Here is a 13,041-nt window from a genome sequence, read left to right as displayed (position 1 = left end):
GTGCACGGTGAGCACATCCAGGACCGACGCGGACCGCATGCGCCGCAGGGAGTTGCACGACGCGGCAGCAGGCGTGACCAGCCCTCGCTTACTGCCATGGACCACTCAGGACGGGAACCCCTGCTACCTCAGCACCGACGGCAGGGGCTACCTCTCCTCACTGGCCGACAGCATCGAAGAAGTACAACTCGACATGGGCGAGGAACTCCTGGGGTACGCCCGCCAGGTCGTGGCCCCCGGAGCCAAGGAACTGTCGGCCGTCGAATACCGGTGGCTCGCCTGCCGGCTGACCGACGCACTGACCGACGCACTCCGAGTCGCCGAATCACGCGGTGACCGTCTCCCCGCCCCGCCCGAGAGCCCCCACTCCTGACGGCAGTAGCGACGGCAACAACCACGGATTCAGGCGCACAACCACGGACTCCGGCGGACTCCAAAACCCCTCCCCACCTGCATAAAGGCAGCTAGAGGAGGGGCTGCCAGCACACGTACTATGTGCTGGCGGGTATAACACCAGTACTGGCGCACAACTGCGGCGGAACAGTTGATCCGAAGACCGTTCAGTTCTCCCAGAAGGGCGTTTCGGCGCGATTCAAGAACGGAAATACGATCGAAGACACCGTGACAGGCATCCAATCAGGTGAGATCGACCCCACAAACTTCCCCCCGATTCGACTGGTGGAGCGGGATGGAAATCTCTTCACTCTGGATAACCGCAGGCTTGTAACTTTCCAAAAAGCCGAACTGACTGAGGTCCCATACGTAATGGCAACACCAGAGGAAGCCGCAGCTGAGGCATGGAAGTTTGACCCAGGAGCTGCCGGCACATCGATCAAGATCCGGGGAACAGGGGAGGTCTGGGCGCCATGACCAGCCCAATTGACGCGGCGTTGGCCGTAGCATCCCAAGAAGATCTGGTGAACTACTTGGCCGAGTTGGCAGAGAAATGTCGCCTTGAAATAATTCCGGTCGAGAATCCTCAGACGTCTTCCTTCATCGAGGCTTCTTCTGCATGGCTAGACGGGATGGATGCCTTTCTCCGTTACCACACTGGAGAGGGTGCCCCAGACTCGCCGACGTGGTCCACAATAGCGATGATCTTCTCGGCTGGCCTCGTGTATGAATAACCTCGGCCTGTGGTAGACACTCACAACTAAAAGCAACTCCTAGAGGCCCCGCCGGATTCGATTCTGGCGGGGCCTCTAGGAGTTCCTGACAGCAGTCTACTGACGGCAACGCCAGCGGACGGGTGCTGCACGAGATAGCGGCCCGGCGCCGTCAGCGGGCCGGGTGGCGGTTCGGGCGGGGTCACAGAGGGTGTTGCCGAGGAGATCGAGGTCACCGCGACCGACGGCCACCCCTTCTGGGTCCCCGAACTCAACCAGTGGATCGACGCGACCGACCTCCACCCCGGCCAGTGGCTCCAGACCAGCACCGGCACCCACGTCCAGATCACCGCGGTCGAACGCCGCACCACCCAGGGCGCCACGGCCCACAACCTGACCGTCTCCAACACCCACACGTACTATGTGCTGGCAGCAGCGGCAGCTGTCCTCGTCCACAACTGCGGCGACAATAGTGCCCCCTTCGAGAACGACGTGGAGGGACGATACAACCTTGCCGATGAGCTGGATGTGGCAGAAGTGCGAGGGGTGCGTCCGGTCAGTCCGGGACAGGCCGGCTGGGAAGGTGCACTCAACTCGGGTGTAGTGAAATGGGTCGTCGACACGAACGAAGCACTTCACGTGGTGTCCGCAACCGATGATGCGATCAAACACAGCATCATGGCCAGAGGGGCTCCGGTACTTGCAGCAGGTGAGGCTGACGTAGCCGGTGCAGGTGGAATGTTCTTCGGGCTCCGAATTTCGAATCAAAGCGGTCACTATCTCCCCTGCAAATGCAGAATTAACCTTGGAATCGAGAAATTCAGGCAGGCTGGGATCGATTCTTCTCCCGGGAGTGTGGAACTTGTTGGGCCCTAGCGATGAGGAAATCCTCCATCTGGCAGCAATGGGGGAGGAAGTGCGAAGAGGCTGGCTTTTTACCCATCAGCCAGCCAATCCGGATGATCGTTTCTACTGGTGGGATACGCTCATGGAGGTTTCCCTGGCTCGGGTGCGCAGCAGTGCGCCGCTGACCCCAACGCAACGTGAATATTCGTTGCTGGCTGCGCAAGCAACGAAGGAAGCGATAGAGCTGCAGGTAATACCTCCTTGGAAGGGTTACATGCGACTTGCGTTCCTGGTATCCGAGTATGGCCGTCACCCCGGCAGTGACGTTCAGGAAGTATTGCACCCGGATAAGGTGGCTGCGAATACCCTTCGACTGATCGGGAAACCGTACGAGGAGATCGTGGAGGCTGCGGAGAGTTGGCCCTCTCGACCCATCGATGAAATAGCCGAGCTGCGCATGGTCAAGAACATCGTTCACGTCTTAGGCGTGATAGCCCCGCACGTCCTCGACCCCGGCCTTCGTAAGGCTATTTCCCGTTGGCTCGATGCCTGTGAGAAGCTGCCGTAGGTGGTTCCCACACGCTGATGTGCTAACGCTCAGCGAACAGCTGCATCTATCAACACGTCTGCGACTCAGAGAAAACACTGAACCCCCTTCCCAGAGCACGGGTGAGGGGGTTCAGGGCTTCACGACGACAACATCAGCGGACGCCCGGCGTGGTGGGCATGATCGAGTAGTTCTTTGATGACGTCGAGGTCGACTCCCTGCTCTAGGAGCAGGGTGGCGGTCGAGTGCCGTAGGTCGTGGAAGGGAATGCGGCGCAGCCATGCCCGGTCGAGGATGTGTGGCCGAGGATGTAGAAATCGTTCGAGACGGCTACCGGGCAGTAGACGCAGCACGAGCGCCTGGCGGTTCAGTCAACCCGAGTGCGGGACCACGGGCAGACTTGATGGATTACTATCTAGATAACTGGCAGAATGGGGAACATGAGATTCATCCTCTCGGCTGGACAGGAAACTTCGATAACGGTGCAACTCGAACCATCAGGGGTCGAGTACACCGTAAATCGAGGCGACTACCTCATAGTTGAATGGCCCGATGGAGGAGAGGGGAGCCTTCTTGGTGGAATCGACCACTCACCTAACGGCCTCGTGGTTAGCGAGCCACAGGGAGGCATGTCTCGCATCTGGAATTCTAACGGCAAAGAACTGTCCATCCTCGGCTAGAAGAGGAAATGGCTGCAACGCCGACTGAGGTAAACGTGTGAATGTGGGGTGTCTCCCGAAGACTTAATCTTTGGGAGACACCCCACATTCACACACTCTCAGGGCTGGTACTCGTACCCGATGGTAGACCTGGGCGGCAGGCGCCGTTCCCCGTACTCGATGACCCCTTCCGCATCGGACCAGCGGTGGGCGCCGGCCAGGATCGGGGAGCCGACGGTGAGTCCCAGGATGCTGGCGTCGTGGGCGGGGTGATCGTGCGGCCGGTGGCTTCGAGGACCCGTGCCGACAGCCCGTGGTTGCGGCCGGGGGCGGTGTTCAGCAGGTCGGGGACGAGAGCAGCGAAGGGGGCCGGGTACCAGGTGACCGCGAACACGGTCCGGGTCTTGCCCCGGCCCGCCAGCCACTCGCGCCGCACCACCTGGTCCCCGGGTTCCAGGTCGAGAAGATCGGCCACGTACAGCGGCGGGGCGATCAGTTCGGCGGCCGTCACCCGGCTGGTCTTCCCCTCGGCCAGGAACGACTTCACCCGCTGGACCCTGGCCAGCCGGTCCCGGGCCGACAGTCCGCCTCGGGTCGTCAGCGATGTACATGCCCCTGGGGTGGTGTGGATGAAGTTCTCGACCCGGAGGGCTTGCAAGGCCCGGGAGGTGGTGGTCGTTGCCGGCTGTCGCTGCCCGAGGGTCTCCGAACTCGCCGACGTACGTGAGCGGTCACCAGGGAAAGGGCCACCAGTGACCAGTAACGGCCTCCGGTCACCCACCCCACCCCGCCCCGCCCCTCGCACGGTAGCTCCAGGCGGCAGTTCCCGGCGGCAGTGGTGGGGGTGGGAGCTGCCTCGGGGACTGCCCGCCGGGCGAGCGGGGGGTCTTTAGCGTGGGGGCCACGGAGTCCTCTCCGCACCCGTCCCCTCGCCTGGAGGCCCCGCGATGCCCTCGACCGCCCCCACCGCCTCCGCCGTCCTGGACGGCGGCCCGGCGATCAGTCCGGCGATCAGTCCGGTGCCCGGTGTGCTCGACCGGTTCGACGCCCAGGTCACCGCGGGCGCCGGGCGCGTCGCGCTGGTGCGCGGCCCGCGCCGGACGACGTACGGACAGCTCGCCCTCGCGGTGGCGCTGCGCGCCGAGGAGCTGACCGCCCGGGGCGCCGGGCCGGAACGGCTGGTCGCCGTCGGCCGGCCCCGGGGCGTCGAGGGTGTGGTGGAGCTGCTCGCCGCCCTGCGCGCCGGGGCCGCCCGCCTGCCCCAGGCCCCGGCCCCCGGCGCCTACGGGATCACCCCCGAGGACCGGGTGCTCCCGTTCGCGCCGCCGCACGAGGAGATCCTCCTGACCCTCCTCACTCTCGGCGCGGGCGCCGCCCTCGTCCTGCCCGATGAGGAGACGGGCGACGGAGAGACGCTCGGCGGGGCGGAGTTCGACGTGGCGGGGCTGCTGGCCGGGTGCGTCGCGGACGGGGTCACCGTGCTCGGTCTGCCCACCGCCCGATGGCACGAGCTGGCCCACGCCCTCGCCGCCACCGCCACCGCCGCCGCCACCGGTTCCGGGACCGTCTCGCTGCCGCCCACCCTGCGCGCCGTGGTCATCAGCGGCGAGGCCGCGCTCCCCGAGCACATCGCGCAGTGGCACGCGGTCGTGGACCCCGGCCGGGTGCGGCTGCTCCACACGTACGGGCCCGGCGAGGCGGCCGAGGGAGACAAGGCAGCCGTCCCCGCCGTCTTCGACGGCCTCGTGCTGCCCGCCGAGGACCGGGTACCGCTCTCCTACGCGCAGCGGAGGCTCTGGTTCCTGGCCGGGCTGGAGGGGCCCTCGGCCACCTACAACCTGCCGGTGGTGATCCGGCTGGACGCGGTACCGGACCGCACCGCGCTGGCGGCGGCGCTCGCCGATGTCGTGGAGCGGCACGAGGTGCTGCGCACGGTCTACCCGGCGGTGGACTCCGAGCCGTACCAGCACGTGCTGACGGAACCGCCGGTGCCGCTGGCCGTGCACCCCTGCGCGCCGGAGGAACTCCCCGCCCTGGTGGCCGCCTTCACCGGCGGGTCCTTCGACCTCCGCACCCACCTGCCGGTCCGCGCCACGCTCTTCGTGCCCGGCGACGGCTCCGCCACCCTCGCGCTGCTCACCCACCACATCGCCACCGACGGCTGGTCGGTGACCCCGCTCCTGCGCGACCTCTCCGAGGCGTACGCGGCCCGGCTGGCCGGCGGCGCCCCGCGGTGGGAGCCGCTGCCGGTGCAGTACGCCGACTACACGCTCTGGCAGCAGGACCTCCTCGCCGACCCGGTGCGGTCGCTGGAGCACTGGCGGGCCGCCCTGGACGGGATGCCGACCGTGCTCGACCTGCCCGCCGACCGGCTCCGGCCCGCCGAGCCGACCGGCACGGGCGCGACGCTCGTCGGGAGGCTGGACGCGGCGGCCCACCGCCGGCTGACCGCCCTGGGCGCGGAGCGCGGCGCCAGCCTGCTGATGGTGGTCCAGCCCGCCCTGGCGCTGGCACTGGCCGCCGCCGGGGCGGGGACGGACATCGCGATCGGCACCCCGGTCGCGGGGCGCGGTGACGAGGCCCTGGACGACCTCGTCGGTTTCTTCGTCAACACCCTGGTGCTGCGCACCGACGTCTCGGGCGACGCCCCGTACACCGAGCTGGTCGACCGGGCGCGTGACACGGACCTGGCCGCCTACGGGCACCAGGACCTCCCCTTCGACCTGCTGGTGGAGCACCTCAACCCGGAGCGCGCACTCGCCGTCAACCCGTTCTTCCAGGTGATGCTGACGGCACAGGCACAGGCACAGGCACAGGAACAGGAACAGGAACAAGCGCAGGGCGGGGACGAGCAGTCCCTCACGGGTCCGCTGGCCGGCCGGTTCGTCGCATCGGGCCTGGAGGTGGCCAAGTTCGACCTGAGCGTCTCGTGCGTGGAGCTGCCGGACGGCTCCCTGGAGGTGTGGTGGCAGTACGCGGTGGACCTTTTCGACGCCGGTACCGCGCGGTTGCTGCTCGATCTCTTCCTGCGGGCGCTGGCCCGCGCGGCGGCCGACCCCTCGGCCCGCTCCCTCACCCTGCCCCTGCTCACCGAGGAGGAGGGCCACGGGCTCGCGGAGCGCCGGGAGCGGCTGACGCTCGCCCGGAGGGCGGCAGCCGAGGCGGAGGAGGCCTCGGTTCCGGGTTCGCCCGGCTCCGGCGAAGCCGACGGCCCCGCCGGGGACGGGATCGACCTGGACGTCCTGTGCGGGCTGTTCGCCGAGGTGATCGGGGTGGGCCGGGTCGCCCCGGACGACAACTTCTTCTCGGTCGGCGGGCACTCGATGACGGGTGTGCGGCTGGTGAACCGGATGCGGGCCGTGCTCGGGGTGGAGGTGCGCATCCGGGACCTGTTCCTGGCCCCGACGCCCGCCCGGCTGGCACGGCGGCTGGTACGGGAGACCGTGCCGGACGGGCGGCCCGCGCTGCGGCCCGTCGCACCCGGGGACCGGCCGGAGCGCGTCCCGCTGTCGTACGCGCAGCGGCGGCTCTGGTTCGTGGACCAGTTGGAAGGGCCGAGCAGCTCCTACACCATCCCGTTCACGCTGCGGCTGGAGAGGCCCCTGGACCCGGGTGTGCTGGCCGAGGCCCTGGCGGACGTGGCGGAGCGGCACGAGGTGCTGCGTACGGTCTACCCGGCGGTGGACGGACAGCCCTACCAGCAGGTCCGCGAGGCGGCCCGGCCGGTACTGGAGCGGGTCACGGCGGCGGCCGGGGAACTCGGCGGCGCGATCGGCACGGCGGCCGGACACGTCTTCGACCTGGCGGACGAACTGCCCTTGCGGGCCACCCTGATCGACACCACGGACGCCACGGACACCACCGGCGCCCTCAGCACCACAGGCACCAGCCCCGACCCCGACCCCCGCTCCCAGGTCCTCGTCCTCCTCGTCCACCACATCGCCGCCGACGGCTGGTCCGCCGGGCCGCTCCTCGCGGACCTGGCCCGCGCCTACGAGGCCCGGCTGGCCGGGCGGGCGCCCGGCTGGGAGCCGCTGCCGGTCCAGTACACCGACTACACGCTGTGGGAGCGGGCGCTCCTGAACAGCGGGGACGGCGAGGACGGCGGGGACGGCGAGGACGGCGGGAGCCCCACCAGCCCCACCGCCACCGCCACCGCCGCCACCACCGGGGCCACGCCCGCGCCCGCGCCCACGTCCGCATCCGCGCGGCACGTCGCGTACTGGAAGCGGACCCTGGCGGACGCGCCCCCGGTGCTGGAGCTGACCTCCGCCCGGACCCGTCCCGCCGAGGCGTCCCACCGGGGGGCCGCGACCCCGCTCGCCCTGGACGCCGTCACGCACGCCCGGCTGGAGCGGCTCGCGCTGAAGCACGGGGTCACGCTCTTCATGGTGGTGCAGGCCGCCTTCGCCACGGTGCTCACCCGGCACGGCGCGGGCACCGACCTGCCGCTCGGTACGGTGATCGCGGGCCGGGACGACGAGGCCCTGAACGACCTGGTGGGCTTCTTCGTCAACACCCTGGCCCTGCGCACCGACACCTCCGGCGACCCGCGCTTCACCGAGCTGCTCGCCCGGGTCCGGGAGACCGACCTCGCCGCCTACGCCCACCAGGACCTCCCCTTCGACCTGGTCGTCGAGCAGCTCAACCCGGTGCGTTCCACCGCCCACCACCCGCTGGTCCAGGCGGTCGTGCAGGTCCACCCGGCCGACCCCGCCGGGCCGGCCGCCCCGGTGTCGGCCGTGCTGGCCGGGACCCCGCTGGGCGCCGCCGCCGCGTTCACCAAGTTCGACCTGACGGTCTCCCTGCGCGAGACCCGGGACGCGGCCGGGGCCCCGGCCGGGCTGGACGGCGTACTGGAGTACGCGACGGACCTGTACGACGGGGGGACCGCGGCCATGCTGGCGGGCCATCTGGCGCGGGTCCTGCGGGCGGTGGCCGAGGACGCCGGGCAGCACATCGGCGCGCTGCGGCTGCTGTCGCCCGAGGAGGAGTTCGCGCGGGTCGTGGAGTACAACGACACCGCGGTGGAGCGGGCGGCGTGCGGGCTGGTGCACCGGCGGTTCGCGGAGCAGGCCCGCCGGACCCCGGACCGGATCGCGGTCTCGTACGAGGAGGAGACGCTCACCTACGCCGGGCTGGAGGCGCGGGCCAACGCGCTCGCGCACCGGCTGATCGCGGCGGGCGTGGTCCGGGAGGGGGCGGTGGGGCTGCTGCTGGACCGGACCCCGTACCTGCTGGTGGCGGCGTTGGCTGTGCTCAAGTGCGGCGCCGCGTACGTGCCGCTGGACCCCCGGCTGCCGGACACCCGGGTCGACATGATCATGGAGGACACGGGCGCCCGGGTGCTGCTGACCCAGGAGGCGCACGCCGGTTCGGCCCCGGTGCGCCGGCAGCTCGACGCCGGGGTGCGGGTGCTGTCGGTGGACACTCCGGCGCCGGGCTGGCCGGGGAGCGATCCGGGTGTCGAGGTCGGCGAGGACTCCCTGATGTACGTGATGTTCACCTCCGGCTCCACGGGCCGTCCCAAGGGGGTCGGCGTCACCCACCGCAATGTGGTGGAGCTGGTCACCGACCGGTGCTGGAACCTGGCCAACCACCGCCGGATGCTGGTGCACTCGGCGATCGGTTTCGACGCCTCCACGTACGAGCTGTGGGTGCCGCTGCTGGGCGGCGGGCAGTTGGTCATCGCCCCGGGCGACGGGACGGACGTCGCCGAGCTGGACCACACCGTCCGCACCTACGACGTCACGGCCGCCTACTTCACCATGGGCCTCTTCCACATCATGGCGGACGAGGGCCTGGACACGCTCAAGCTCCTCTCCGAGGTGTGGACCGGCGGTGACGTGGCCTCCCCGAGCGCCCTCCAGCGGGTCCTGGAACACTGCCCCGACACCGTGCTCGTCCACTCGTACGGTCCCACCGAGACCACGTTCGCCTCCCACCACCAGCGGTTCCCGCTCACCGAGCGCACCCTGGGCGGGGTCCACCTCGGTGTGCCGCTGGACAACACGCGGGTCTACGTCCTGGACGAGCGGCTGCGGCCGGTCCCGCACGGGGTCGCGGGCGAGATGTACCTCGCGGGGACGCAGGTGGCCCGGGGCTATCTGGGCCGGCCGGGGCTGACGGCCGAGCGGTTCGTGCCCGACCTGTTCGGCGCGGACGGCGGCCGGATGTACCGGACGGGCGACCTGGTGCACTGGACCCCGCAGGGGGAGCTGCGGTTCATCGGGCGGGCCGACGGCCAGATCAAGCTGCGCGGCTTCCGGATCGAGCCGGGCGAGATCGAGGAGACGCTGGCCCGGCACCCGGGCGTCGGCCAGGTGGCCGTGGTCGTCTTCGAGGACGGTCCGGGCGGCAAGCGGCTGGTGGCGTACGCCGTGCCGCGCGCCGGGCACACCCTCACCGAGGACGGGCTGCTGCGCTGGGCGGCGGGTGAACTCCCGGAGCACATGGTCCCGTCGGCGGCCGTGCTGCTCGACGCCATCCCGCTGACCGTCAACGGCAAACCGGACCGCAAGGCCCTGCCGGCGCCCGCCCTGGCCGCGCGGCCCGCGGGACGCCCGCCGCGCAATCCGCGCGAGGAGCTGCTGTGCGGGCTGTTCGCCGAGGTGCTGGGCGTGGAGGGGGTCGGCATCGACGACAACTTCTTCGGCCTGGGCGGGCATTCGCTGCTCGCGGTGCGGCTGGTGAGCCGGATGCGGACCGTCCTGGGCCTGGAGCGCGGGGTGCGGGACCTCTTCCGCACCCCGACCGTGGCGGGGCTGCTGGGTGACGAGCCCACCGGCTTCGACCCGATGGGCGTGGTGCTGCCGCTGAGCACCCAGGGCGCGCGGCCCCCGCTGTTCTGCCTCCACCCCGGCACGGGCGTGGGCTGGTCGTACGCCGGTCTCGCCCGCCACCTCGGCCCGGACCAGCCGCTCTACGCGATCCAGGCGCGGGCGCTGAGCGAGCTCGGGCACTCCCCGCAGACGGTGGAGGAGATGGTGGCCGACTACCTGCCGCTGATCCGCGAGGTCCAGCCGCACGGCCCGTACCGCTTCCTGGGCTGGTCCTTCGGCGGCACGGTCGCCCACGCGCTCGCCGTCCGCCTCGCCGAGCTGGGCGAACGGACCGACCTGCTGGCCATGATGGACGTGCACCTGCTGCCGACCGAGCCGGAGCGGCGCCGGATGACCCCGGCGCAGAAGCGGGACATGCTCGTCGGCGACGCCACGGACGAACCCGAGGACGCGCCGTTCGACGTGGAGGCGCTGATCGGTCTGGTCCGGTTGCAGGACCCGGTGCTCGGCGCGTTCTCGGACGGGGAGATCCGTTCCGTGATCGGCGCCTCCATCGACCACGCCGAAATCATGAACCTGTACGCCCCGCGCCCGGTCGCCACCGATCTGCTGTTCCTGGCGGCCATCGAGGAGGGGAAGACGGAGAACACGCTCGCGCAGCACTGGATTCCCTATGTCGAGGGCCGCGTCGAGAATCATGTCATCGGGGTCCCGCACACCAGAATGGGTGAACCCGAACCGCTCGCCCTGATCGGCCGTATCCTTTCCGAGAAATTGAGGAGTCTGTCATGACCAATCCTTTCGACGACACCGAGGCCACCTTCCACGTCGTGGTCAACGCCGAGGGGCAGCACGCCCTGTGGCCCGTGTTCGCCGACGTTCCCGCAGGCTGGGACGTGGTGTGGGGCGCGGGTGCGCGGGCGGACGCGCTCGCGTACGTGGAGGAGAACTGGACGGACATCCGGCCGAAGAGCCTGGTCGCGCAGTACGCCTGAACCCGGCCGAGGCGTCCGAGCCGGCCGAACTGCCGAATTGGCCGAGCCGCCTGAATACCTGAATGCCTGAGCCGCCTGAATACCTGAACCGGCCGAGGCGTCCGGAACACCGGGAAGCCGTGCCCCCGCACCTGCGGGGGCACGGCTTCTCCGCGTCCGCCCGGAAACCATGGGAACCGCGCCGGGGAATTCCCCCATACTGCCGCCGCAACTTCCCCTCGGCCGCCCTGCCGCTTCCTATATTTCTCGGTATGCGACGACGGAATGTGAACATCCTGCTGACCGGCACGGCATCGGATTCCCACACCTGGAATCTCGTCTACCTCCAGCTCTTCCTGGAGGAGCTGGGGCACTCGGTCAGCAATCTGGGCCCGTGTGTGACGGACGAGCTGCTGACCGGTGCCTGCGCGGCCGACGCGCCGGACCTTGTGGTCATCAGCAGTGTGAACGGGCACGGTTACCGGGACGGGCTGAGCGCCGTCCGGGCGCTGCGCCGCGCCGGCCTGACCGTCCCCGTCGTCATCGGCGGCAAGCTGGGGGTGGCCGGGGCCGCCGATCCGGAGCAGCGCGCACGGCTCCTGGACGCGGGGTGCGACGCCGTCTTCGACGACGGGGACGTCCAGGCCCTGCGGGCGTACCTGGGTGCGCCCGGCGCCGAGCGGGCCGCCGCATGACCGGTGCCGCGCTCCTGTCGCCGGGGGCCGGGAACGGCCCGGCCGCCGCCCCCGTCGGCTCCGGTACCGGGCCGGCCCGCGGACCCGCCCCCTCCTTCGGCGCGTTCGTGGCCCGCGCGGCCGAGGCCGGGCAGCTCGTCGTCCAGCCGCGCATGGGCTTCGGCGACCCCGGCCGGATGCGGGACGGGCTGGAGCGCACCAAGTCCGCCGTCGCCACCACCGTCGGCACCCTCACCATCGACAGCTACACCCGGGTCGGTGACCGGGAAGCCGCCCGCGCCGCGCTCGCCGAGGGCACCCCGCTCAACGGCTACCCCATCGCCACCCACTCCGCCGCGCTCACCCGGAGCCTGCTCGACGGGGTCCTGGACGCCGGGTTCCCCGTCCAGGTGCGCCACGGCTCGTCGCGCCCCGAGTCCATCGTCCGGGCGCTCGCCGCCGCCGGGCTGGACGCCACCGAGGGGGGACCGGTCTCGTACTGCCTGCCGTACGGGCGGACCCCGCTCGCCGAGTCCGTCGAGAACTGGGCCCGCTGCTGCGAGTTGCTGGCCTCGCTGGTGCCCGCGCCGCGGGTGCCGCACCTGGAGAGCTTCGGCGGCTGCATGCTGGGCCAGCTCTGCCCGCCCGGACTGCTCGTCGCGATCAGCCTGCTGGAGGGCATGTTCTTCGTCCAGCACGGCATCCGCAGCGTCTCCCTCAGCTACGCCCAGCAGACCGACCCCGTCCAGGACACCGAGGCGGTACGGGCGCTGCGCCGGCTGGCCCGGGAGTTCCTGCCGCCCTCCGTGGACCGGCACGTCGTCCTCTACACCTACATGGGGGTCTTCCCGCACACCGCGCACGGGGCGACCCGGCTGCTGGAGGCGTCGGCGCGGCTGGCGGTGGGGGCCGGGGCTCGGCGGCTGATCGTCAAGACCACCGCCGAGGCGAGCCGGATACCGACCGTGGCGGAGAACGTCCGGGCGTTGGAGACGGCGGCGGCGACCGCCGCCCTGACCGGGCGGCCCACCGCGGCGCAGGAGTCGCGGGCCCCGGCCGACACCGAGGTGTACCGGGAGGCCCGCGCCTTCGTGGAGGCCGTCCTGGAACTCGGCGAGGACCTCGGGCGGGCACTGCGCACCGCCTTCGCCCGGGGCGTGCTGGACGTCCCGTACTGCCTGCACCCGGACAACGCGGGGCGCTCGCGCAGCTTCGTCGACGCGGGCGGGCGGCTGCGCTGGTCCGAGGTCGGCGCGATGCCGGTGGTGCCGTACGTGGCGCCGGGCGGGCGCACGCCCATGACCTCGGACGGGCTGATCGCGGCCCTGTACGGGGTGGCCGGCCGGTACGACGCGGTGGAGGGCGGCCCCGCGCGGACCGGCGCCGTACGGCCCGCGCCCGTGGGGGCCGGCGCGTGAACGGCCTCGAACACCCCGGCCGGACACCGGACCCG

Annotated in this window: 9 protein-coding genes and 2 pseudogenes; 9 read left to right on the top strand and 2 right to left on the bottom strand. The window is 70.7% G+C overall.

What is annotated here, in order from left to right:
- Window positions 1-37 precede the first annotated feature (37 nt).
- The 4 genes and pseudogenes from ACIA5F_RS24145 to ACIA5F_RS24130 all read left to right on the top strand — a co-directional run bounded on the left by ACIA5F_RS24145 (window position 38) and on the right by ACIA5F_RS24130 (window position 2,520).
- Entirely contained in the window at window positions 38-373 is a 336-nt protein-coding gene (locus ACIA5F_RS24145; RefSeq protein WP_399356295.1) for a hypothetical protein, read from the top strand.
- 122 nt (window positions 374-495) lie between these two features.
- Complete coding sequence (locus ACIA5F_RS24140; RefSeq protein WP_399356265.1) at window positions 496-870, top strand: hypothetical protein; 375 nt, start codon at window positions 496-498, stop codon at window positions 868-870.
- A gap of 464 nt (window positions 871-1,334) precedes the next feature.
- Window positions 1,335-1,572 (top strand): annotated as a pseudogene (locus tag ACIA5F_RS24135) (polymorphic toxin-type HINT domain-containing protein); the annotation flags it as partial.
- A gap of 387 nt (window positions 1,573-1,959) precedes the next feature.
- Window positions 1,960-2,520, top strand: a complete 561-nt coding sequence (locus ACIA5F_RS24130) for a hypothetical protein (protein WP_399356263.1) — start codon at window positions 1,960-1,962, stop codon at window positions 2,518-2,520.
- A 152-nt stretch (window positions 2,521-2,672) separates the two neighbouring features.
- Here the strand turns inward: ACIA5F_RS24130 and ACIA5F_RS24125 are convergent.
- Window positions 2,673-2,795 (bottom strand): annotated as a pseudogene (locus ACIA5F_RS24125) (tyrosine-type recombinase/integrase); the annotation flags it as partial.
- 144 nt (window positions 2,796-2,939) lie between these two features.
- Here ACIA5F_RS24125 and ACIA5F_RS24120 point away from each other — a divergent pair.
- Window positions 2,940-3,179, top strand: coding sequence for a hypothetical protein (locus ACIA5F_RS24120; RefSeq protein WP_399356262.1), 240 nt, complete (start codon window positions 2,940-2,942; stop codon window positions 3,177-3,179).
- 88 nt (window positions 3,180-3,267) lie between these two features.
- Here the strand turns inward: ACIA5F_RS24120 and ACIA5F_RS24115 are convergent, their stop codons facing one another.
- Window positions 3,268-3,705: a hypothetical protein gene (locus ACIA5F_RS24115; RefSeq protein WP_399356260.1), complete on the bottom strand. Its 438-nt coding sequence runs from the start codon at window positions 3,703-3,705 to the stop codon at window positions 3,268-3,270.
- 400 nt (window positions 3,706-4,105) lie between these two features.
- On the opposite strand from ACIA5F_RS24115, the gene ACIA5F_RS24110 reads away from it, so the two are divergent.
- The 4 genes from ACIA5F_RS24110 to ACIA5F_RS24095 all read left to right on the top strand — a co-directional run bounded on the left by ACIA5F_RS24110 (window position 4,106) and on the right by ACIA5F_RS24095 (window position 13,006).
- Window positions 4,106-10,732: an amino acid adenylation domain-containing protein gene (locus ACIA5F_RS24110; protein WP_399356258.1), complete on the top strand. Its 6,627-nt coding sequence runs from the start codon at window positions 4,106-4,108 to the stop codon at window positions 10,730-10,732.
- Window positions 10,729-10,935 (top strand): MbtH family protein, encoded by a 207-nt coding sequence (locus ACIA5F_RS24105; protein ID WP_399356256.1) that lies wholly within the window; start codon window positions 10,729-10,731, stop codon window positions 10,933-10,935. Before ACIA5F_RS24110 ends, ACIA5F_RS24105 begins: the two co-directional genes overlap by 4 nt.
- 251 nt (window positions 10,936-11,186) lie before the next feature.
- The gene (locus ACIA5F_RS24100; protein WP_399356254.1) at window positions 11,187-11,609 is read left to right on the top strand and encodes a cobalamin B12-binding domain-containing protein; all 423 of its coding nucleotides are present in this window, start codon (window positions 11,187-11,189) and stop codon (window positions 11,607-11,609) included.
- On the top strand, window positions 11,606-13,006 hold the full coding sequence (locus ACIA5F_RS24095; RefSeq protein ID WP_399356252.1) for a methylaspartate mutase: 1,401 nt from the start codon (window positions 11,606-11,608) through the stop codon (window positions 13,004-13,006). Before ACIA5F_RS24100 ends, ACIA5F_RS24095 begins: the two co-directional genes overlap by 4 nt.
- The last annotated feature ends 35 nt before the right edge of the window (window positions 13,007-13,041 follow it).

It is taken from the genome of Streptomyces sp. NPDC051567, from assembly GCF_044454165.1.
Classification (GTDB): domain Bacteria; phylum Actinomycetota; class Actinomycetes; order Streptomycetales; family Streptomycetaceae; genus Streptomyces.
Note: the sequence above shows the minus strand (reverse complement) of the source record. Positions and strands in the feature narration are given on the sequence as shown.